19 protein-coding genes are annotated in these 22,737 nt (G+C 63.0%); 7 read left to right on the plus strand and 12 right to left on the minus strand.

What is annotated here, in order from left to right; genetic code table 11:
- On the minus strand, window positions 1-206 hold a 206-nt coding region (locus tag EOC93_RS23915; RefSeq protein ID WP_164759254.1), incomplete at its 3' end, for a LysR family transcriptional regulator.
- A 94-nt stretch (window positions 207-300) separates the two neighbouring features.
- Between EOC93_RS23915 and EOC93_RS23920 the strand changes: the two genes are divergently transcribed.
- Complete coding sequence (locus EOC93_RS23920) at window positions 301-1,266, plus strand: NAD-dependent epimerase/dehydratase family protein (RefSeq protein ID WP_095487334.1); 966 nt, start codon at window positions 301-303, stop codon at window positions 1,264-1,266.
- 70 nt (window positions 1,267-1,336) lie between these two features.
- Here the strand turns inward: EOC93_RS23920 and EOC93_RS23925 are convergent, their stop codons facing one another.
- From EOC93_RS23925 to EOC93_RS23945, 5 genes are all read right to left on the minus strand, one after another.
- Window positions 1,337-1,495, minus strand: coding sequence for a DUF3309 family protein (locus EOC93_RS23925; RefSeq protein WP_077375416.1), 159 nt, complete (start codon window positions 1,493-1,495; stop codon window positions 1,337-1,339).
- A gap of 121 nt (window positions 1,496-1,616) precedes the next feature.
- Entirely contained in the window at window positions 1,617-4,793 is a 3,177-nt protein-coding gene (locus EOC93_RS23930; protein WP_127205828.1) for an efflux RND transporter permease subunit, read from the minus strand.
- A 2-nt stretch (window positions 4,794-4,795) separates the two neighbouring features.
- Window positions 4,796-5,977: an efflux RND transporter periplasmic adaptor subunit gene (locus EOC93_RS23935; RefSeq protein ID WP_095487673.1), complete on the minus strand. Its 1,182-nt coding sequence runs from the start codon at window positions 5,975-5,977 to the stop codon at window positions 4,796-4,798.
- Window positions 5,978-6,377: 400 nt separating this feature from the next.
- The gene (locus tag EOC93_RS23940) at window positions 6,378-8,651 is read right to left on the minus strand and encodes a xanthine dehydrogenase family protein molybdopterin-binding subunit (protein ID WP_127205829.1); all 2,274 of its coding nucleotides are present in this window, start codon (window positions 8,649-8,651) and stop codon (window positions 6,378-6,380) included.
- A gap of 2 nt (window positions 8,652-8,653) precedes the next feature.
- The gene (locus tag EOC93_RS23945; protein ID WP_095487340.1) at window positions 8,654-9,115 is read right to left on the minus strand and encodes a (2Fe-2S)-binding protein; all 462 of its coding nucleotides are present in this window, start codon (window positions 9,113-9,115) and stop codon (window positions 8,654-8,656) included.
- Window positions 9,116-9,232: 117 nt separating this feature from the next.
- Here EOC93_RS23945 and EOC93_RS23950 point away from each other — a divergent pair, with 117 nt between their 5' ends.
- Window positions 9,233-9,832: a TetR/AcrR family transcriptional regulator gene (locus tag EOC93_RS23950; protein WP_095487342.1), complete on the plus strand. Its 600-nt coding sequence runs from the start codon at window positions 9,233-9,235 to the stop codon at window positions 9,830-9,832.
- A gap of 14 nt (window positions 9,833-9,846) precedes the next feature.
- Here EOC93_RS23950 and EOC93_RS23955 read toward each other — a convergent pair whose 3' ends face one another.
- The 5 genes from EOC93_RS23955 to phaR all read right to left on the minus strand — a co-directional run bounded on the left by EOC93_RS23955 (window position 9,847) and on the right by phaR (window position 13,916).
- Window positions 9,847-10,977 (minus strand): patatin-like phospholipase family protein, encoded by a 1,131-nt coding sequence (locus EOC93_RS23955; RefSeq protein ID WP_095487675.1) that lies wholly within the window; start codon window positions 10,975-10,977, stop codon window positions 9,847-9,849.
- A gap of 47 nt (window positions 10,978-11,024) precedes the next feature.
- A complete protein-coding gene (locus EOC93_RS23960; protein ID WP_095487344.1) occupies window positions 11,025-11,807 on the minus strand; it encodes a 3-hydroxybutyrate dehydrogenase in 783 nt (260 codons plus the stop codon).
- A 202-nt stretch (window positions 11,808-12,009) separates the two neighbouring features.
- Complete coding sequence (locus EOC93_RS23965; protein ID WP_127205830.1) at window positions 12,010-12,666, minus strand: TetR/AcrR family transcriptional regulator; 657 nt, start codon at window positions 12,664-12,666, stop codon at window positions 12,010-12,012.
- Between the two features lie 139 nt (window positions 12,667-12,805).
- Window positions 12,806-13,147 carry a hypothetical protein gene (locus EOC93_RS34225; RefSeq protein ID WP_164759255.1) on the minus strand — a complete coding sequence of 114 codons (342 nt, stop codon included), beginning with the start codon at window positions 13,145-13,147 and terminating at the stop codon, window positions 12,806-12,808.
- A 157-nt stretch (window positions 13,148-13,304) separates the two neighbouring features.
- Window positions 13,305-13,916, minus strand: coding sequence for a polyhydroxyalkanoate synthesis repressor PhaR (gene phaR / locus EOC93_RS23975; protein ID WP_095487350.1), 612 nt, complete (start codon window positions 13,914-13,916; stop codon window positions 13,305-13,307).
- Between the two features lie 298 nt (window positions 13,917-14,214).
- Between phaR and EOC93_RS23980 the strand changes: the two genes are divergently transcribed.
- Window positions 14,215-15,399: an acetyl-CoA C-acetyltransferase gene (locus EOC93_RS23980; RefSeq protein ID WP_095487352.1), complete on the plus strand. Its 1,185-nt coding sequence runs from the start codon at window positions 14,215-14,217 to the stop codon at window positions 15,397-15,399.
- A 204-nt stretch (window positions 15,400-15,603) separates the two neighbouring features.
- The gene (gene phbB / locus EOC93_RS23985; protein ID WP_095487354.1) at window positions 15,604-16,329 is read left to right on the plus strand and encodes an acetoacetyl-CoA reductase; all 726 of its coding nucleotides are present in this window, start codon (window positions 15,604-15,606) and stop codon (window positions 16,327-16,329) included.
- A gap of 99 nt (window positions 16,330-16,428) precedes the next feature.
- Here the strand turns inward: phbB and EOC93_RS23990 are convergent, their stop codons facing one another.
- Window positions 16,429-17,676, minus strand: a complete 1,248-nt coding sequence (locus EOC93_RS23990; RefSeq protein WP_245329982.1) for an NAD(P)/FAD-dependent oxidoreductase — start codon at window positions 17,674-17,676, stop codon at window positions 16,429-16,431.
- 82 nt (window positions 17,677-17,758) lie between these two features.
- Here EOC93_RS23990 and EOC93_RS23995 point away from each other — a divergent pair, with 82 nt between their 5' ends.
- The 3 genes from EOC93_RS23995 to EOC93_RS24005 form a co-directional block, all read left to right on the plus strand.
- Window positions 17,759-18,343, plus strand: a complete 585-nt coding sequence (locus EOC93_RS23995) for a TetR family transcriptional regulator (RefSeq protein ID WP_127205832.1) — start codon at window positions 17,759-17,761, stop codon at window positions 18,341-18,343.
- 686 nt (window positions 18,344-19,029) lie between these two features.
- On the plus strand, window positions 19,030-22,443 hold the full coding sequence (locus EOC93_RS24000; protein ID WP_095487358.1) for a helicase-related protein: 3,414 nt from the start codon (window positions 19,030-19,032) through the stop codon (window positions 22,441-22,443).
- Window positions 22,444-22,458: 15 nt separating this feature from the next.
- A partial coding sequence (locus tag EOC93_RS24005) for an RNA-binding S4 domain-containing protein (protein WP_164759256.1) occupies window positions 22,459-22,737 on the plus strand: 279 nt, incomplete at its 3' end.

Below are 22,737 nucleotides of genomic sequence, written 5' to 3' on the forward strand. Positions count from 1 at the left end.
CGTTCATAGAGCGTGCTACCGGCTTCGGTCAGCGCATAGCCGCGCCGCCCGCGCCGGAACAGGGTGACGCCGAGCGCCTGCTCCAGCTCGGCGATATGGCGGCCGAGCGTCGGCTGGCTTGCAGCCAGCTTGCGCGCGGCAGCAGACAGGCTGCCGGTTTCCGCCACGGTGACGAAACTCTTGATTAGGTTCCAGTCGATTTCCATTCAGAACTGAATATCAGATCTCCAAATTCAGTCAATTTCCATTCGTTTGCGAGCAGATCATATTGTGAACGTAACGCAAACACGGAGACGAAAAATGACCAAGATCGCAATTCTGGGTGCCAATGGCCGGCTCGGCCGCGTGGTGGCCAAGGCCTTTATCGACGCTGGCTACGATGTCCGCGCCATCACCCGCAGCGGCAGGATACCGGCAGAGCTCACCGGCGCCACGGCCGTCGCCGGCGATGGCCTTGATCGCGAAGCGCTTATCCGCGCCACCGAAGGCGTCGACATCATCTTCAACGGCCTCAACCCGATCTACACCGACTGGGGCAAGTGCCTGCCGATGGCGGAGAACGTCATGGCCGCGTGCCGGGCGAACGACGCATTGCACCTCGCTCCAGGCAACGTTTACAATTACGGCTCGCCGATGCCGGCGGTGATCACCGAAGACACGCCATTTCTCCCGACGACCGAAAAGGGCCGCATCCGCGTCGCCATGGAAGGCCTCTTTCGCCGCGAGGCTGAAGCGGGCCGCGTGCGGACCATTCTGCTGCGCGCCGGCGACTTTTTTGGTGGCACCGGCACCGGCTCGTGGTTCGATTTGATTGTGGCCGCCAAGATGGACAAGGGTGTCTATACGGCCCCCGGACCGGCCGATCTCGTGCATGAATGGGCCTATCTGCCAGACCTGGCCAAGGCTTTCGTCGGATTGACCGAAAACCTCAACAAGCTCGGCTCCTACGAGGCGCTGAACTTTCCGGGCCACGCCGTCACCGATCTGGAGATCAAAGCGGCCGCGGAACAGGCCCTGGGGCGCACGCTGAAACTAACGTCGATGCCGTGGTGGGTGCTGCGCGCCGGCAGCCCGTTCGTGGCGATGTGGCGCGAGCTCGTCTCGATGTCCTATCTCCGCTTCGAGCCACACCAGCTAACCTCGGCAAGGCTGGAAGGCATCATTGGCACGATCCCGCATACGGAGCTGGATAAAGCCATCGCGGATGCCCTGAACGACATCGGCATTCCAACCGCCGGTGCAGGAGGCAACCGGATCGCCGCCTGACAGAAGATGCCTGATCAGGAGAAGCAGCGGCGGCCGATAGGCCTCCGCGGCTTGCCGTACGCACAAGGCTTCAGATCCTGCCCATCAACAGCAGCACCAGCAGCACGATCAGAATGACGCCGACGATACCGGAAGGGCCATAGCCCCAGGATCGCGAATGCGGCCACGTCGGCACTGCGCCGATCAGGATGAGGATCAAAATAATGATGAGAATGGTGCTGAGCGTCATGAGAGATTCCTCGCCATGAGGTGCTACTATACCGCTACAATGCTAAAGGCCGCCCGGTTGTTCCCGAGCGGCCTCTTCTTTGAGCGTCCAATGGACGCGCGGCACTCCAAGCAAAATCGGCCTATTCGGCGGCCTTCGGGAAGGCGATCGCCGGTTCGGCGTCCAGCTCTGGTGTCGACTCCTCCGGCGAGATCGCACCCTTGCCGCGCCCGAACAAGCGGCTGAGCCAGCCGCGCCGTGCGCCGGGCTTGACCTTGGCCCGGGTGAACACCATCAGCATCGACGGCGTCACCACCAGCGTCAGCACGGTGGCGAAGGACAGGCCGAAGACGATCGCCGAGGACAGTGAAATCCACCATTGCGTCGACGGCGCGTTGATCGTCGTCTCGTGATGGAAGATTTCGAGGCCGAGGCCGAAGGCGATCGGCAGCACGCCGAGGATCGCCGACACGGCGGTCAGCACGACGGGGCGCGCGCGTTCGCGGCACGTCTGCAGAACCGCTTCGACCTTATCCCAGCCCTCTTCCCGCAGCCGGTCATAGGTGTCGATCAGCACGATGTTGTTGTTCACCACCACGCCGGCCAGCGCGATGACGCCGATGCCCGACATGACGATGCCGAAGGTCTCCCCTGTTATCAGAAGTCCCAGGAACACGCCGATTGTCGCCATGACCACGCAGGACAGCACCAGCCAGACGCTGGTGAACTTGTTGAACTGCGCCAGAAGCACGATGAAGATCAGGAAGATCGCGGCGCCGAAAGCTTTGCTGAGGAAGGCGCTGGCCTCCGCGCTGTCCTCGTTCGAGCCTGCGAGCTTCCAGCGTATGCCGCTGCCGAGGTCCATGTCGGCGACGGCCTGGGTGACCTGCTGCTGGACAGCAGCGACCTGTTCGCCGGCGGCGACATTGGCCTGGATGACCACCGTGCGCGCGCCGTCGATGCGGTTGAGGATGCCGACGGTCGGCTCCGGCTTGCGCACGACGAAATTCGAGATCGGCACCGAGCCTTGCGAGGTCTGCACCCTGAGATCGTCGAGCGCCGACAGTGTGCGCCGGTCTTCCGGCAGGCGCAGCCTGATGTCGACGGCGTCATCCGCCCCGGCTGGCCGGTATTCACTGAGCTTCAGCCCATTCGTCACCAATTGCACCACCGTTCCGACCGAGGTCGGGCTGATGCCGTATTGTGCCGCCTTGGCGCGATCGACCTCAAGCGCCCAGTCGACGCCGGGCGGCGGCAGGCCGTCGGAAATGTCAATCACACCGGACACCTTGGCAATGCGGGCGGCGACCGCGCGCGCCTTGTCGTCGAGACCTTTCGGATCGACGGCCGAAAGCCTGATCTGGATCGGCTTGCCGGTGGGCGGGCCGGCCTCGGGCACGCGAACCTCGACGTCGACGCCGGGAATGCCGGCCATGACGCCGCGCAGTTCGTCCAGGATCGCATTCGCCGATTTGCGCTCGCGCCAGTCGACGAATTCGTATTGGATCACGCCGACCACGTCTTCAGGTATGTCCTGGCCACCGCCTTGCGTCTTGCCGACACGGGTATAGACCGACTTCACGCCTGGCCAGCCGAGAAGCCGGTCCTCGGCGATCTTTGTGGAGGCATCCATTTCGGCGAGCGAAAGGTTGCCGCGGGCGTGCACATAGAGCAGGCCGTAGTCAGGCTCGACATTCGGGAAGAACTCGACGCCTGCGCCGTATTTCGAATAGGCAAAGCCGACACCGAACAAAAGCGCGACGGTGAGCAGAAGCACGGTGACGGGAAAGCGCACCGCCTGCTTGACCACGGCCATGTACCAGCCATCACGGTTGTCGTCCTCGTCATGGGGCGGCGCCTTGGCGAACAAGGCGCCCAGCGTCGGCGCAAAGACCAGCGCATAGAGCATCGAGGCCGAAAGCGTGACAATCAGCGTGATCGGCATGTATTTCATGAAGTCGCCGATGATGCCTGGCCAGAACAGCAGAGGCGAAAAGGCGGCGATGCGCGTCATCGTCGCGGCGATGACCGGACCGGCCATGCGCTTGGCGGCAAGCTCGAAGGCCTCTGCCTTCGGCATGCCTTCGCTCATGCGCCGCTCGGCGAATTCGGTGACGATAATGGCATCGTCGACCAGCATGCCGACCGCCAGGATGAGGCTGAACAGCACGATCATGTTGATCGTGTAGCCCATCATGGCCAACAGCAGGATGCCGATCAGGAAAGACGATGGAATGGCGAGGCCAATCAGCACCGAGGCCCGGCCCGACAGCGCGTAGAGAATGACGATGAACACCAGGATCACGGCGATCACGACGTGGTTCTGCAGATCGCCGAGCAACTGGTTGACGAAGACCGACTTGTCCTGCGTGTAGGTGACATGCATGCCTGCCGGCATGGTCTTTATGAAGGCGTCGGACACCTCCCTGACCTTGGCAATCGTGTCGATCAGGTTGGAGCCGATGCGCTTCTTCACCTCGATGGCGATCGCCGGCTTACCGTCGAGACGGGTCACCGTCTCGGCGTCCTTGAAGGTGGAGCGGACGGTGGCGATATCCTTGGCCTGCACCACGGCATTGGGGCCGGCGACGATCGGAAGCGCCGCCACGTCCTCCGGCGTCTCGATCAGCGAAGGCACCTTGATCGCGTATTTGCCTTCGGACCCTTCGATGTTGCCGGCAGCGACAAGACTGTTGGAATCGCCGACCGCACCGATCAGCTGCTCGAGCTGAAGCCCGTAGGAAGATAGTTTCATCGGATCGATGACGACTTCGACGAGGTCGTCGCGGGCACCTTGCAGCGTGCCTTCCAGCACGCCGGGCACCTCCTCGATGCGGTCGCGCAACTCGCGCGCCGCCGTCGTGAGCACGCGCTCGGGCACCTCGCCCGACAGCGTCACGACCATGACGGGGAACTCGGAGATGTTGACTTCGGTAACCACAGGCTCCTCGGCTGCCTGCGGCAGGTCGGCCTTACCGTCCTGGACCTTGCTGCGTGTGTCCTGCAACGCCGTCGCCAGATCCGTCTGCGGATGGAATTCGACCAGCACATAGCCGCCGCCCTGGAAGGCGGCCGAGCGCATCTCCTTGAGACCCTTGAGGCTCTTCAGCTTGGCTTCCATCGGCCGCAGCAGAAGGCGTTCCGAATCCTCAGGCGAGATGCCCTGATAGATCAGGCTGACATACATCATCGGAATCGGAACGTCGGGTTCCGCTTCCTTCGGCGTCGACTGATATGCGACCGCACCCGCAAGGATGAGGAAGATCAGGACCGAAATGGTCAGCCGGGCATTGTTGATTGCGAGCTTGACGATATCCATGATTATTGCGTCCCGGCCGTCGCTTCGCCCAACAGCTTCTGAATGGTCGCCTGATCGGCCTCGACCGGCTTGATAACTTCGCCTTCCTTCACCAGTTCCTGGCCGGCGACGATGACGCGCGCATCGGCAGGGATGCCACCGAGCACCAGGCCGGTTGGCGTGTCGTCGACGAGGTCGATCGGGAAGAACACGACTTTGTCGTCCTTATCGACGGCGCGAATGCCGAGATCGCCCTTGTCGCCGAGCGTGACCACCGATCGCGGCAGCATGACGGCGTCGGTCGGTTGCGCGCTCAGCGCGATCTCGGCCGTCATCCCGGCTGGGATGGTGCCTTCGGGATTAGGGATTGCGATCTCGACGCGGAAGGTGCGGGTGGCGGAGGAGGCGTCGCGGCTGATGTAGCGCACGGTCCCTTCGACATTCTGGCCGCTGACCAACCGTACATTTGCCTTGTCGCCATTCTTCAGAAAGCCGAGATCGCGTTCGCTGACTTCGCCGCGGGCAATTACCGGATCGAGCTTCAGAATGGTCGCCACCTCACCGCCCTGCATCACGGAACTGCCAAGCTCCACCGGCACCCGGTCGATGACGCCGTCGAACGGCGCCTTCACCTCGTTGCGGTCGAGCTCGGCCTGCGCGGCTTCCAGGTGCGACTGGGCCAGCGTAAGGTTGGAGCGGGCCGTGTCGAGCTGCAGCTTGGGCAGATTGCCGGTTTTCATCAGCCGCAACGCTGCATCGAGTTCGGCCTGACGCTGAACCAAAAGCTGCTTGGCGTTGCTGACCGCCGAAAGCTTTTCCTCGGCTGCCAACATCAGCACGAGGTCGCCGGTCTTGACGCGCTGTCCCTGCTTGACCGGCAGCTTGTCGATGACGCCGGCGACACGCGTCGCCAGGACCGCGCGCTTATCGGCTTCGGTCAGTCCGGAAATCCGGATGGCGCGCGCATAGGTGCGCCGCGGCGGGGTTATGACCGCGACGGTGCGTAAGGCTGCCTTTGGCTGTTCTGCCTCAGTGGGCTTGGGCTTACCCGCGTCAGCCGTGTTTGGCTGCTCGACTTCGCCTGCCTTGGGCTTGTTGTCGGCAGACGCGCTCCCGACGGACGAGAACTCGCCCGTCACCATCCAGGCAGCGAACCCGACAAGCACAACAATGGCTGCAAGCTTGTGAAACCTGTATTTCGGCATCATCGTTTTTCCAGTGCGCGGGAATCGGCCAGGCCGCGTCTTCTAACTCGGCGCGTCGCCGATATGGGTGCGCGCAAGGCCGTGTTCAACTTGCCGTGATCGGCGAACGAGCTTCTACATCAAAGTTGCACCGCAATATAGTCAGAAAAGTTGATGGGTTATTACTTCGCTGGGCAGGACGCGCTCGCCGCCATGAGGCGCGCCGGACAAGCGCGGCCGTTCGTCTGCGACATCGCACTCGGCGCAACGCGGATGCAAGAGTACCGTGTAGACCGCATTCCTCGGGCAAACCCTTGGTTGCGTCGACCATCATCGGTTCTGTGTTCGGCTTTCCGGTGCCGTTGGGAAAGGCGCCATCGAAACAGCGTGGCAGCAGCTGTCAGCATGGTGGAAACCAGTTTCATGCGAAGGTCACCTCCCTCGACATGGGCAGTGTCCGGATGCGCTTGCCGGTCAGTGCGAAGATGGCGTTGGCGAGTGCCGGTGCCGCCGGCGGCGTGCCGACCTCGCCGACGCCGCCCATCTTGTGAAAATTCTCCAGTATTGCGACTTCGAACGCCGGACACTGGGAGATGCGCATGGCATCGTAGTCGTGAAAATTCGACTGTTCGACCATGCCGTCGGCAAAGCTGATTTCCTGAGCCATCGCCGCCGACAGGCCATAGATGGCGGCGGAGATGAGCTGCGCCTCGATGATGCCAGGATCGAGTGCGGTGCCGACATCGGCGGCGATCCACACCTTCTCAATGCGGATTCCGGCTGGCGTGTCGGCGACCTGGACAATCTCGCCGACCCAACTGCCGAAGGACAGCGTGAACGCCATGCCCTTGGCCTTGCCGGCGGGCAGCGCCTCACCCCATTTTGCCAATTCGGCGACCTTCTCGACCACCTTCACCGCTGCCGGATAGGCAGCCATCAGCTTCTTGCGCAATTCGACTGGATCGGTTTTCCCGGCGACGGCGATCTCGTCCAGAAATCCTTCATGGAAGAAACCGTTGATTGAACTGCCGACCGATCGCCAGGAGCCGACAGGGATGGAGACGGGTGCGGCGACGCCAGTCACCCGGTAGTTCGGGATCGTATAGGGCTGGTTATGGGCTCCGTCGACGATCGACTTGTCGGGGCCGAGCGGCGATATCGAGGGAAACAGCCGGCGCAAGGTGCTGGCTATCAGCGATGGCGAGGCGATTGTCATGTCGACGGCGACCGGCATGCCGTCGCCGCCAAGCAGCGCCTGGAATTTGCCGATCGCGGCTGGCCGGTACGCGTCGTGGCGCATGTCCTCCTCGCGCGTCCAGATCACCTTGATCGGCCGGCCTGCGGTCTCCTTCGCCATCAGCGCGGCACAGAGCGCATAATCCACCTCGACACGTCGACCGAAGCCGCCACCCATGAATGTGGTGTGGACGTTGACCTTGTCCTGCTCGATGCCGACAACACTGGCGCAAAGCTGGCGCACCAAGGTCGGCGCCTGATTGCCGCACCAGATGTCGAGGACGCCGTCCTTCAACCGCGCCGTGGCGTTCATCGGCTCCATCGTCGCATGTGCCAGATAGGGCACCGTATAGTCGGCCTCGACGATCTTTTCGCGCGGCGCGTCGGCGAAGGCGGTATCGACATCGCCATCGTCGCGCATCACCGAGCCTTTGGTGCTGAGCGCCTGCTTCAGCACCTCGGAAATGGCGGCGCTGTCCAACGGATATTCGGGATCGGCCCATTCGGCGTCGATCGCCTCCGCCGCCTTGAATGCCGCCCAGGTGTTTTCGGCGATAATGCCGAAGCCGTGGCCGTAATTCGTTTCGATCGGCACGATCTTGATCACGCCCGGCATTTTGCCGGCCTTGGAGAGGTCCGCCTTGACCGGCTTGGCCCAGAAGCGCGGGCTCATCTTGATCGTCCCGTACAGCATGTCCGGCAACGTCACGTCGATGCCGAAGATCGGCGCCCCGGTGACCTTGGCCGGCATGTCGATGCGTTTTTGCGGTTTGCCGAGCAGTTTCCAGTCAGCTTTGTCCTTGAGCCGGACATCCGCAGGCGGCGCCATCGTCGCAGCGGTCGCGGCGACAGCGCCATAGGTCACCGACTTGCCCGACGCCTTGTGCAGGATCGAGCCATTCGCCGTTTCCAGATCGGCGGCAGCTATGTCGAGCTTTTGCGCGGCCGCTGCAATCAGCATCTGCCGCGCGGCGGCACCTGCCTGCCGCATCTTCAGGAAAGCGTCGCGCGTCGAGGCCGAGCCGCCGGTGCCTTGGAGGGCGAGGAATTTTCCGACCACGCCCATGCCGGCGCGCACTACTTCCGCGGTCATGCTTTCGTCGAAGAAGGCGAACGGACCGCCCTCTTCCAGGATCGCTGAGTTGTAATAGGCGTAGGAGGCCGGGCCGTGCTCGACCTTGACCTGGTCGAGCCCGACATCGAGCTCTTCGGCAACCATGGCGGCGAGCGTCGTCGAGATGCCCTGGCCCATCTCGGCGCGCGGCGCGACGATGGTGATGGTGTTGTCGGCGCCGATCTTCACATAGGGATTGAAGGTCGCTTCATCAGCGACGAGATCGCCTTCCAGCGGATTCGGATAGGGTTTGCGGTAGTAATAGTAGCCGACGGCGACGCCGCCTGCGATGGCAGCCGCGCCGATGAGAAACGTGCGGCGGGCGATCTTTCCGACACTGGCCATGGTCAGATCCCCGCCGTCTTGAGGACGACCGCTCGTCTGATCGCCGCGCGGATCTTCGGGTAGGTGCCGCAGCGGCAGAGGTTGCCGCCCATGGCATTGTCGATGTCGGCATCGGTCGGGTCGGCAACCTCGTCGAGCAGCGCCACCGCGCTCATGATCTGGCCGGCCTGGCAGTAGCCGCACTGGGCGACCTGCTCTTCCAGCCATGCCTGCTGTACCGGATGCAGTCTGCCTTCGGTGCCGATGCCTTCGATCGTGATGACCGCGCCAGTGACCTCACCGACCGGCAATGAACAGGAGCGCACGGGCTGGCCGTCGACATGCACCGTGCAGGCGCCGCAGGCGGCAATGCCGCAGCCGAACTTCGGCCCGGTCTTGCCCATGAGATCCCGCAGCGCCCACAGCAGCGGCATTTCGGGATCGGCATTGATATCGAATGCCTGCCCGTCGACGGTGAGGCGCATGGGGATACCCTTCGTTGTCGTCCACAGCCCAAGGGAGAAGCGCTCGCTTCGTCCCTCAAACATCTTGACAAATTTCGTTATTTTGTCAACAGAGCTTTTGCAGGATAAAGTTGCACCATGATCGAGATCGAAGACATCGCCGACATAGACCCCAAACGCGCCCGTATCCTCGACGGCGCGATGAAGGTGTTTTTGGCCTATGGTTTCGCCCGCACCACCATGGATGACATTGCGCGGGCCGCCGACATGTCGCGGCCGGCGCTCTATCTCCAATTCAAGAACAAGACCGACATCTACCGCGCCATCGCCATGATGCTGCTTGGCCGTTCGATCGAGCAGGCGAAAGCGGCGCTTGCCGGCGACGGCGCCTTCGCCGAGCGCATGACGCGGGCCATCGACGAAGCGCTGATCTCGATGATGCGCACCGTCCACGCCTCGCCGCACGGCGCTGAACTCCTCGACATGAAATCGAGCGTGGCCGATCTGGTCGGATGCTGGCGCGGCGGCCTTGTCGAGCATGTCGCAACCGCAATCGAGGACGAGGCCGTCGAAAATGGCGTCGATCTCACCGCCAAGGGCCTGTCGGCAAAATTGCTGGCCGACATGCTGCTCGACGGGCTGGAAGGCATGAAGACGCGCATCAGCGATCCTGACGAACAGCGGCAAGCGGCGGCCGCACTGATCAGGGTGATCGATCTAGCCTTGAAAAAAGGCTGACGTCTCCAAATGCCTCAGGCTTGGCGGCGCGCCGCCTCCGGCTTCTTGCGTGCCGCGAGGAACTCCTTGACCCGCCGGCCCGGTGCCGGACCACGCACCGGCTTGAAGCCGTCGTCGAGCTCGCCTGAGAGATCAAGCGTCGGCCGCTTGCCGACGGCGTCGTAATTCTCCTCCAGCCAGTCGCTGGCGGCGGTGCGGCCAAGGTCGCGCAGATAGGTCAGGAACGCCCATTCGGCATTGACCTTGGACGACGCCGACAGGTCCTTGAACGCCTCGTCGGCATCGATCCGGTGCATGCGGATGTCGCGGTATTCGCCATGCGGCAGCCGGCCGGCGGCGATCAGTTCCTTGACGAAGGCGATCGAACGGAATTCACGCAGCAGCCCGGCATTGAAGGTAATCTCGTCGATGCGGTTCTGAATTTCGTTGGCGCTCCTCGGCGTCCCCTCGCGGACCACCGGATTGATCTGCACCAACAGCACATCCTCGGTGGCAGCCGTCTTGAAGAACGGGAACAGCGCCGGATTGCCGCCATAGCCGCCGTCCCAGTAGGGCACGCCCTTGATCTCGACGGCGCGGAACAGCTGCGGCAGGCAGGCCGACGCCATCACCGTGTCGAGGTCGATCTCGCCATCGGAAAAGACGCGCAACTGCCCTGTCTCGACATTGGTCGCGGAGATGAACAACTCCATCGACTTGCAGGCGCGCACATTGCCGAAATCGATCTCCTGCTCGATCACGTCGCGCAGCGGGTTGAGGCCGAGCGGGTTGGCGACATAGGGCGAGAACACCCGCGACATGGTGTCGAAAAAGAGATAGCCGGGCGTATTCTCGATCGACCAGTTGCCCCAGGCCACGTCCCACGGCATGCGTTGCACCGGGCTGAACCGCCCCTTCAGCGCCACTGCGCGCCAGAAATCGTCGAGTTTCCGCCGCGCGCCCTCGACGCCGCCGCGGACGAAGCCGTCGGCCAGCGCCACCGCGTTCATGGCGCCGGCGCTGGTGCCCGAAACCGCCGCGATGTCGAGCCGTCCGTCCTCAAGCAGCCGGTCGAGCACGCCCCAGGAAAAGGCGCCGTGCGAGCCGCCGCCCTGCAGCGCGACGTTGATCTTCTTAGGCTCCTCCGCCTTGCCGTTTGTCGTCATGGCGTTGCCCTTGATTTGTCGGCCAGATGTGTTTTGCGCGCCCAAATTCACTGGGCGGTCCAGCCGCCGTCGACCGAAATATGCGTGCCGTTGATCTGCGCTGCCGCATCCGAGCACAGGAACACCGCGGCAGCGGCAACCTGCTCGACCGTGACGAATTCCTTGGTCGGCTGCTTTTCGAGCATGACCTCGCGGACCACCGTGTCGCGGTCCATCTTGTTCGCCTTCATCTGGTCGGGGATCTGCGCCTCGACCAGCGGCGTCAGCACATAGCCGGGGCAGATGGCGTTGCAGGTGATCTTGTCGCGCGCCAGCTCCAAAGCGACGGTCTTGGTCAGCCCCATGATGCCGTGCTTGGCCGCGACATAGGCCGACTTGAACGGCGAGGCGACCAGCCCGTGGGCCGAGGCGATGTTGACGATCCTGCCGCCGCCGGCTTCTCTCATCAGCGGGATGGCGGCGGCGATGGTGTGGAAGGCCGACGACAAATTGATGGCGATGATGGCATCCCACTTCTCGATCGGAAATTCTTCCACCGGCGCGACATGCTGGATGCCGGCATTGTTGACCAGTATGTCGACCGAACCGAAGGTTTCGGCTGCCTTCGCAACCAGCGCCCGGCATTCGGCCGGTTTCGACATGTCTGCCTTGATATAGGCGGCCTTCACCTTGTGATGTTTGGCGATCGCATCGGTGATGGCCCGGTCGTCGGCCGTGTCGGAAAAGGAATTGACGACGACGTTGTAGCCTTCCGCCGCGAGCGCATGGGCGATGGCCAGACCGATGCCCGAGGTAGACCCGGTGACGATGGCGGTTTTTCTGCTGGGCAAGGCGGAATCCTTCGGTAGGTGCTAACGGAAGCATATTGCAGTGCAGCATATATGTCTCGTGCCGCGCAAGAACAGCGGCACGGATCGGCGACGACATGAAATTTTTGTCATGAAGAGGCCGGCCTCAGTCGAAGTTGTGCGCCTGACAGGCCCTGTGAAAACAGTTTCGTCAGCGATCCCGGGGAGCCTCTTTGGGGTGTTCCTAAGACCGCGTTTTGGAAATGGTCATCTGGCTCATGAAAAGACGCAGGGCCCTCCGCACGGCGAGGGACGGCTGCTCCGACGGATGCCACTCCGGAAAATGGCCATCAATCGCCATGCGCGCCAACCCATAGACAAAGGCACGTGCGGCAAGCACCAGATGATCGAAGTCGGTGTCCGGGGAAAGCCGACCCTTTTTTTGCGCCTGGGTCAGCAGGTCGATCATCTTCCGGCGAATGGCTTCATTCTGATCACGAAGATTGTCCGACGCGTCGAAATCAATCAGCGTTCGAGAACTGATGATCTGGAAATGCGTGGGATTGCTGATCGCCCATTCCAGATAGCCTTGTCCGATTGCTTCGAAGGCCGCAATGGGATCTGCACTGTCGGCTTTTGACTGCGCATCGGCAACGGCCTCGGTCAGCCGGCTCATGGCCTGTTCGGCGACTGCGGTCAGCAGTGCTGTTTTCGACCGAAAATGCCGGAATGGAGCGCCGGGCGAAACGCCGGCACGCTTTGCGGCCTCGCGCACAGACACATGCTCCGCGCCGCGCTCTTCGATGATCTCCATGGTTGCAGCGATCAAAGCCTCGACCAGATTGCCATGATGATAGCGCTTGGGGTTGGCGGCTTCGCCGGAATCCGTGGTGCTGGTCATGCCTTTCCAATAGCACAAGGCCAAAATGTAATCACTGATTATTTTCTTGCTCCGGAGCGATTCATATGTAATCGGTGATTACACAACAACGGAGGTTACCATGCATCGCATCATCGCAACGACTGCCCTCGCTTTCTCCTTATTGCTCGGGTCTGCCCAGGCCGAAGATCGGCCTACCCTGGAAATTGTTTGGCCGGCCGCCGGTTCGGTCATCGAGCTCGGCAATGATGCGGAAAAGGCGATAGGCGTCATCGTCAGGAGCAACCTCACGCTGCTTCCTGCAGGCAAATGCGGCGACAACAGCCAATGCGGCCACGTGCATATGAAGATCGATCCCGACGGAGACAGTTGCAACATCCCCGGCAGGCCATACAACAGCATGAATAGCGACCTTGGCGGCGATCTTATCAAGGCTCGTTTCGGCCATTGCCCGGATGCCGCCGGCAAGCACGTGATCGGCATCCTGCTTGCCGATGATCATCACAAGCCCGTCCTTGTGGACGGCAAACCCGTTACCGCCCTGGTGACCGTGACGACGAAATAGCGTGGGCCGGATGGCATCTCTGCCTCATTCGAGGCGGAGATGTTCTGACAAGGCTGCAGAGGATGGTTTCGGCCGGACCTTGTCCGGCCAGTGATCACGACATGGTGTCGAGCTTGCGCTGCATGGCGGCGATCTGTTCCTTCAACTCCTGAAGGTCATCGGGTTTTTCCGACCCTTCTTTCCTGGCCGGCTCTGCCGGCGGCGCAGACGAACCATTCGAGCCTGCGGGTGGGAAGGGCGTGAACAGGCGCATGGCATTCTGGAACATCTCCATGTTGCGGCGCGTCTGCTCTTCCAGCGCCTTGATCGGCGTGGCGATCTTCATCATGTCCAGCGGCGACTTGCCCAAGGCACCCTTCATCTGCTCGCGGAAGCGTTCTTGCTCCTTTGAGAAGGCGATCATCGACTGCTCGAGGAAGCTCGGCACGATCATCTGCATCTGGTCGCCGTAAAAGGCGATCAACTGGCGCAGGAACGGGATCGGCAGCATGTTCTGCCCATCCTTGTTCTCCAGCTCGAAGATGATCTGGGTCAGCACAGGATGGGTAATGTCGTCGCCGGTTTTGGCGTCCTGGACGGTGAACTCCTCGCCCTTCTTGACCATGTCGGCAAGATCCTCGAGCGTCACATAAGTGCTGGTGCCGGTGTTGTAGAGGCGGCGATTGGCATATTTCTTGATGATAATCGGTTCGTCTTTCGCGGCCATCAGTATCCTCCCGGGACACCGGCGCACTTGAGTAAGCGGCCGGTAACGATTGCGCTTTTCAAGGATATGCGCAAAAGCGTCACAATTCCAAGTGGTTTGTGCAGTGCGGGATCGATTAATGCTGCACGGCAGCCTAAATATGCTGCGCGGCAACGGGCGGGCTGTTTCCATGGCGACGCGCAACCTGCTTGCCGCGCATGGGCGGCATGCCCATTTCCGGTTTGACTTGGGTCACGGAAAGGGCAAGAAAAGTCCCTAACCGCGCCTCAAATTCGACCCCTGAAGTCTGGAGAAGAACATGCCCGCTTCCAATGCCATTGTCGTCGCCAGTGCGGCGCGCACGCCCGTCGGTTCCTTCAACGGCGCCTTTGCCAACACACCGGCCCATGAACTGGGCGCCGTCGCCGTCAAGGAAGCGCTCGCCCGTGCCGGCGTCGACGGCAAGGAGGTCGATGAGGTGATCCTCGGCCAGATCCTGACCGCGGCTCAAGGCCAAAACCCGGCACGGCAGGCGGCGATGGCGGCCGGCGTGCCGCAGGAAGCGACCGCCTGGGGCCTCAATCAGCTCTGCGGCTCGGGCCTGCGCGCCATCGCGCTTGGCATGCAGCAGATCGCTATAGGAGATGCAAAAATCATCGTCGCCGGCGGTCAGGAATCGATGTCGATGGCGCCGCATGCGCAGCACCTGCGCAGCGGCGTCAAGATGGGCGACTTCAAGCTGATCGACACCATGATCAAGGACGGCCTGACCGATGCCTTCTACGGCTACCACATGGGCAATACGGCGGAGAACGTTGCCCGGCAGTTCCAGATTACCCGCGACGACCAGGACACATTCGCCGTCGGCTCGCAGAACAAGGCCGAGGCCGCCCAGAAGGCCGGAAAATTCAAGGACGAGATCGTTGCCTTCACCGTCAAGGGCAAGAAGGGCGACACCATTGTCGACCAGGACGAATACATCCGCCACGGCGCCACGATCGAGGCGATGATCAAGCTCAAGCCCGCCTTCGACAAGGAAGGCACCGTGACCGCAGCCAATGCTTCCGGCATCAACGATGGCGCCGCTGCCGTGGTGCTGATGACCGAAGCCGAAGCCGCAAAACGCGGCATCACGCCGCTTGTGCGCATCGTTTCCTGGGCGACCGCGGGCGTCGACCCGCAGATCATGGGCACCGGGCCTATCCCCGCCTCGCGCAAGGCGCTGGCCAAGGCCGGCTGGTCGGTCGGCGACCTCGACCTGGTCGAGGCCAACGAGGCCTTCGCCGCGCAGGCCTGCGCCGTCAACAAGGACATGGGCTGGGACCCGTCCATCGTCAACGTCAATGGCGGCGCCATCGCCATCGGCCATCCGGTCGGCGCCTCGGGGGCCCGCATCTTCAACACGCTGGTCTACGAGATGCGCCGCAGAAATGCCAGGAAAGGCCTCGCCACGCTGTGCATCGGCGGCGGCATGGGCGTTGCTATGTGCGTGGAAGCGCTGTGAAGACAGGCTACAGCGCCGCGCGTCCCTTGGGACGCGCACGCTGTAGCACTTTGAGCTTGCGCATAATCCTTTCCGAAAAATCGATTTCGATTTTCGGGGTTCATGCACCAGGCAAGCCGTGAAATAGTCGGTGGCGAACGGGGCTCAATCGCCGTTAGAGCGTTCCCCGCCTGCCACGCACGAATTAAGAAAGGGGAGGACAGCATGACAAAGGTAGCACTCGTCACCGGCGGGTCGCGCGGTATTGGCGCCGCGATTTCAATCGGACTGAAAAACGCCGGCTACAGGGTTGCCGCGAATTACGCCGGCAATGACGAAGCGGCGCAAAAATTCAACGCGATGACCGGCATCCCGGTCTACAAATGGTCGGTCGCCGACTACGATGCCTGCGCCGCCGGCATCAAGCAGATCGAGGCCGATCTCGGCCCGGTTTCCGTTCTGGTCAACAATGCCGGCATCACCCGCGACGCCATGTTCCACAAGATGACGCGCGAGCAGTGGAAAGAGGTCATCGATACCAACCTGTCGGGCGTCTTCAACATGACGCACCCGCTGTGGGGCGGCATGCGCGACCGCAAGTTCGGCCGCGTCATCACCATCTCCTCGATCAACGGCCAGAAGGGACAGGCCGGCCAGGTCAACTATTCGGCGTCGAAGGCCGGCGACATCGGCTTCACCAAGGCGCTCGCACAGGAAGGGGCGCGGGCCGGCATCACCGTCAATGTCATCTGCCCCGGCTACATCGCCACCGAGATGGTCAGGGCGATGGATGAAAAGGTGCTCAACGAGCGTGTCATTCCGCAGATCCCGGTCGGCCGCCTCGGCGAACCGGAAGAGATCGCACGCTGCGTCGTCTTCCTCGCTTCCGACGATGCCGGCTTCATCACCGGCTCGACCATATCAGCCAATGGCGGTCAGTATATCGCCTGAGGCGTCGGCTCCTCGCCGATAATTGATCTGCCACTCCAGCGGCCGGTACGGGCAAGATCGACGCTGGCCCGGATAATCGCGGCTGTCAGGCGACAAACTTCAGCCCTGGTTCGGCTGCAGGCTTGGTCTGGGCGATCGGACCTGGCTCGCGCGAAGGTGTGCGGGCAGGCGGGCAAGCGGCGCCCGGCTGAGGCCTGACAGTTTCAAGGCGATGCGACGCTTCAGGAATGGGTTGAGGTTCAGCACGGAAAGCACGAGATTGCGGACGAACCGCTTCACCGGACTGCGGGTAAGCGCCATCTCGGTCATCGTGCCCGCCAATTCAAGCACCTCTTGGGCCGCAGGACGCCGCAGCGCTTCGTAGAGGTCGAGCTCCGCTTCCGGGCGCACGCCGTTCACCACGTCGCCAAGCAACTGACCAAGCACGACCGCGTCGATGATGCCGGTGTTCATGCCTTGCCCTCCCGCCGGGCTGTGCACGTGCGCGGCATCACCCATGAGGAACAACCGGTCCTTGCGGTACGAGCGGACCAGGCGGTGATGCACGCGAAAACGCGAACTCCACGACAGCTCGAGCACCCGGGTTCTGTTTTTGGTCGGTCCACGGCTGTCGAGCAGCGCCTGGATGTCGGCGACCTCGGGCTTTTCCGGCGCATCATCCATGGTTGCGACGACCCGGTATGATCCGTCCGGAAGCGGTGCCACCACCACCAGCCCGGCTGGTGCAAAGAACAGCGACACTTCGGTCGGCCCAACCGGCCAGTCGAGACGAACATCGGCGAGTACGAACGAAGCGTCATAGGCCGCGCCGTCGAACTCGATGCCGGTCGACTTACGCACCAGGCTGTGCATGCCGTCGGCACCAACGACATAGCGCGCCGATATCAGTTTCTCGAGGCCGTTCTCGACCACCGTCACGCGCGCGCCGTCAACGCCCTGAACGACCGCCTTGGCCTCGACCATGCGGTGAACCACGCCGCCAAGGGCGGCAATCCGTTCGGCGAACACCTGCTCGGTCAGGTTCTGAGGCAGCATCATCAAATAGGGATGCCTCGACGGAAGCTTGCCGAAATCGAGCTTGAGCAGCGCCCGATTGCGGTCGCGAATAGCGAAATTCTGCAGCTTCAGCGCAAGTTCGCTCAGCCGCTGCGTGACGCCGAGAGGCTCCAGCGATTCCAGCGTCTGGGCGTGGATGACGCCAGCCCGCGAGGTCTGAAGCCCCTGCGCCAGTCTGTCGATCAGAACATGATCGACACCGGCCTGGTGCAGCACGATGGACAGCGCCATGCCGGTCGGGCCGGCGCCAATGATCAGGACTTCTGTTGTATCTGTTGTATCGGGCAACATTTCTCTCTCCATTTGTCAACGATCGTTGACTTTCTAGTTGGACCTATTGCATTTGTCAACGGTCGTTGGCATATGAATTTTCATGACCGAGAATCAGCCGAAGAAACCCAGCAAGTCGGACCGCACGCGCGCCCAAATCCTTAAGGCCGCGAGGCTTCTGTTCGCCGAGCACGGCTACGACGGCGCCTCCATCCGCGACGTCGCCGCGCATGCCTCGATCGATCCGGCCATGGTGATCCGCTATTTCCGCAGCAAGGACGAGCTGTTCGCCAGGGCGGCGGTAATCGACTTGCAATTGCCGGCACTGCGGGTGCTCGACCGAAACGCCGTCGGCGAAACGTTGATCAGGCGTTTTCTCGAAATCTGGGAGAGCCCGGCCAGCGGTCCTGGCATGGCCATTCTGCTGCGTTCGGCGACGTCGAACGAACTCGCTGCCGAAAAGTTGCGCGACGTATTTGGCAACCAGGTGAGGCCGGTGGTCGCGGCGGTCGCCGACCCCGCCGACGCCGGCCGACGGGCGGGGCTCGTTTCGAGCCAGTTGCTGGGTTTGGCGATGTGCCGATACCTGCTGCGGCTTCCGCCCGTCGTCGCCCTGTCCCACGACGAGATCATCCAGAACATCGGCCCTACTTTGCAGCGCTATGTCGTGGGAGAGGACGTATCTTGAACCTGCCGTTCAGCGGGTGGCCGAGTCTGGTCCTGCAACGACTGCTGCCGACCGATTGCGGGAGGCCGATTTGTGCCGAAGCGGCACGCAAAGGTTAACGGCGGTCGCGCAGCCTGTGCAAAACCCCTGTTCCCGCCTGTGGATTCTCGGTGGAAAACCTGTTCACAACACAACATGTTGGGGTGAACAAACGGGGAAACTTCCGCCAGCGCTGATTCGTCGCCGTTTCGTTCCGGCTTTGACCGGAAGGTTAACGACAAAGGCTGAAAACACCCCTCGAACCGTTAAGGCGCGTTAGGAAAGATCAATAATTTCATAATGTTGGGTGACGCCTGCCGGCCTGCGCCGATCGTTCACCGGCAAATGTTAACGACGACGTCCGCCCTGCATGAATCGGGCCAGTTCAGCGATTCAGCATGTGGTGAGACTCGCCGGCAAAAAACCCAGATATAGCCGTGAACAAAACCTGAATCAGCAAGAGTCAGCGATTCGTAGCTGATTCGTTCCAGACTCGTTCCAACTGTTAAATCAGGACCGGTTGACAACACCAGACGGGAGCCTTCGAGCTGCCGTTGGAACATTCCGCTTTCGCTTCGCGCCCGAAATCCCTATGTGTCGCTTGTCACACGCGCCACCATGGGGCGCGCTCCCGACAACGCGAGGCAGAGAGCCTTATTTCCAGGTCGATGAACATCCAGTCGAAACACACTGAGCCGCTGATCCTGTCGGGCCGCGACGTGACTGCCGTGCTCGGGCCGACCAATACCGGTAAGACCCATCTCGCCATCGAGCGCATGGTGGCGCATGAAAGCGGCATTATCGGCCTGCCGCTCAGGCTGCTCGCTCGCGAGGTTTATACACGCGTCTGCGAGAAGGTCGGCGCTCACAAGGTGGCGCTCATCACCGGCGAGGAGAAGATCCAGCCCGACGGCGCCAGATATTCGGTCTGCACGGTGGAAGCTATGCCGCGCCAGACCGACGCCGCCTTCGTCGCCATCGACGAGGTCCAGCTGGCCGGCGATCTCGAGCGCGGCCACATCTTCACCGACCGCATCCTGCATCTGCGCGGCCGTCAGGAGACGCTGCTGCTGGGCGCGGCCACCATGCACGGCATCCTCCAGCGTCTGCTGAAGGGCGTGTCGGTGGTGACTCGGCCACGGCTGTCGCATCTCGCCTATGCCGGCTCGAAGAAGCTGACCCGCCTGCCGCGGCGCACGGCGATCGTCGCCTTTTCCGCCGACGAGGTCTACGCCATCGCCGAACTGATCCGCCGCCAGCAGGGCGGTGCGGCCGTCGTGCTCGGCGCGCTATCGCCGCGCACTCGCAACGCGCAGGTGGCGCTGTTCCAGTCAGGTGATGTCGATTACCTGATCGCCACCGATGCGATCGGCATGGGCCTAAACCTCGATCTCGATCATGTCGCCTTCGCCCAGAACCGTAAATTCGATGGCTACCAGTATCGCAACCTGACGGCGGCCGAGCTCGGCCAGATCGCCGGCCGCGCTGGCCGGCACTTGCGCGACGGCACCTTCGGCGTCACCGGCCAGGTCGATCCGCTCGACGAAGATCTGGTCAAGAAGATCGAAGGGCATGAGTTCGACCCGGTGAAGGTGCTGCAATGGCGCACCGCGCATTTCGATTTCGCCAGCCTCGATGCGCTGAAGCGCTCCATCGAGACCAACGCACCGGTCGAAGGCCTGACCCGTGCGCTGCCGGCAGTGGATGCACAGGCGCTCGAGCATTTGTCCCGCGACGAGGACATCCGGGCGCTTGCCACCGACGCCAGGCGCGTGGCGCTGCTGTGGGAGGCCTGTGCCCTCCCCGACTACAGGAAGATCGCGCCGGCCCAGCATGCCGACCTGATCGCCTCGATCTACACGGACCTTGCCAGGCATGGCCATGTCGACGAGAATTACATGGCAGAGCAGGTCCGCCGTGCCGACACCACCGAGGGCGACATCGACACGCTGTCGCACCGGATTGCCCAGATCCGCACCTGGACTTTCGTCTCCAACCGGCCCGGCTGGCTGGCCGATCAGGCACACTGGCAGGAAAAGACGCGCGAAATCGAAGACAGATTGTCGGATGCGCTGCATGAGCGGTTGACGAAACGCTTCGTAGACCGCAGGACTTCCGTCCTCATGCGGCGCCTTAGAGAAAATACCATGCCTGAAGCCGAAATTAGCCCAACCGGAACCGTCCTCGTCGAAGGCCACCATGTCGGCGAGCTGCAGGGGTTCCGCTTCACCGCCGACCAGAGCGCCGGCGGCGAGGACGCCAAGGCGGTGCGCACGGCAGCCCAAAAGGCGCTTGCAGCCGAATTCGAGGCGCGGGCCGAGCGCTTCGGCGCCTCGGCCAACGGCGACATCGCGCTCGGCTCCGACGGCACGCTGCGCTGGATCGGCGCGCCGATCGGCACGCTGGTCGCAGGCGACGAGCCGCTGAAGCCGCGCCTTGTGCTGCTGGCCGACGAGCAGCTCACCGGTCCAGCCCGCGACAAGGTCGCGGCGCGCGCCGAGCGCTTCGTCAATTTTCAGATCGAGTCCTTGCTGAAGCCGCTGGTCGACCTCAAGAACGCCGAGCAGATCACCGGCATCGGCCGCGGCATCGCCTTCCAGCTCGTCGAGCATTTCGGCCTCATCAACCGCCGCGACATCGCCGAGGAGATGAAGTCGCTCGACCAGGAAGGCCGCGCCGCCCTTCGCCGGCTCGGCGTGCGCTTCGGCGCCTACCACGTCTTCGTGCCTGCGCTGATCAAGCCGGCCCCGGCCGGACTGGTGACGCTGTTATGGGCCCTGAGGAACGACGGCAAGGACAAGCCCGGCTTTGGCGACGTGGTTCACGCGCTGGCCTCCGGCCGCACCTCGGTGGTCATCGATCCCACCTTCGACAAGACCTTCTACAAGCTGGCCGGCTACCGCAATCTCGGCCGTCGCGCGGTGCGCGTCGACATCCTTGAACGGCTGGCCGATCTGATTCGGCCGGCAACCAACTGGAAGCCGGGCCTCGGTCAGCGGCCCGAGGGCGCCTATGACGGTCAGTCCTTCATGGTGACGCCGCCGATGATGTCGATCCTCGGCGCCACTGCCGACGACATGGAAGAGATTTTGAAAGGTCTCGGCTATCGCGCCGAGCCGAAGCCGGTGGCCGAGGTGAAGGCGCGGCTCGAGGCACAGGACAATGCCGCGCGTGAAGCCGCCGCGGCTAAGCAGGCGGCGCAAGAACAAGCCGAGCAGGCCAAGGCAGTGGAAGCCGCGATTGCGGACACAGCCGCCGAGGCGCCGGCCGAGAGTTCGGAATCGGAAGCGGCTACCGCGGCAGAGGCCACAGCCGAAGTTCCCGCGGAACCCGCAACCGAAGCGGAGCCTGTCGCGGAACCTCAGCTGGAAACTCCGGCTGAGGTCACGGAAGAGGAGCTGCCTGCAGCGGAAACCGCAGCTGAAGTGCCTGCGGTATCAGCGGCTCAGCCAGAGGCAGAACCCGAAGCCGCCGAGGTTGAGGTCGCACCGGCAGAGCCGGCTTCCGAAACCTCGCCTGCAACGGAAGCAGTTTCGGCCGAGCCTGCCGCGGCGGCGGAAGCCGCCACTGGCGAGGCTGTTCCAGAGGCCGAGGAACCAAAACCCATTCTGTTGTGGCGGCAGGGCCGCTTCGACCAGCGCCCGCGCCACCGCCACCATGACAACCGGCCCCGTGACAATTCACGGGACAATCGCCCGCGCAACGGGCAAGCCGCGCGCGACGGCCGTGGCGACGCGCCCGCAGATGCCACCGGCGGACAACCGGCCGGCGCTCCAGGCAGCCGGCCCACCCATGAAGGACGCCGCGACGGCGCCGGCAAGCCGCGCTTCGACCGCAGCAAATTCAAGCCCAAGCCCCAGGGCGAGGCGGGAGAGCGGCGCGACGGCAAGCCGCAGGGCGAGCGTTCCGATCGTCGCGAAAGCCGGCCTGACTGGAAGGGCGGCAGGCAGGACGGCAAGGGTGGCGCGCCAGGTGGAAAGCCCGCGTTCCAGCCTAAGCCTCGCGAGGAGCGTCCTGTGCGCTTCGACCCGGATTCTCCATTCGCCAAGCTCGCCGCGTTGCGCGACCAGCTGAAGAAGTAAGCCCCGCTCGCTCCGATGGTCACTGATGCCCGCCAGCGCATCGACAAATGGCTGTTCTTTTCGCGTGCGGTGAAATCGCGATCGCTTGCCGCGAAGCTGGTGGTGGCCGGACGCGTCCGCATCAATCGCGACAAAGCAGCGCAGGCCTCCGATATGGTTCGGGTCGGCGACGTCCTGACCATCACTCTTGAGCGACGCATCTTCATCTGGAAGGTGCTCGGCACGGGGAGCCGGCGCGGCCCGGCCGAGGAAGCGCGCCTGCTTTACGAGGATATGTCGCCACCGCCGGTGCCA

This window comes from Mesorhizobium sp. M6A.T.Ce.TU.002.03.1.1, from assembly GCF_003997275.1.
Classification (GTDB): domain Bacteria; phylum Pseudomonadota; class Alphaproteobacteria; order Rhizobiales; family Rhizobiaceae; genus Mesorhizobium; species Mesorhizobium mediterraneum.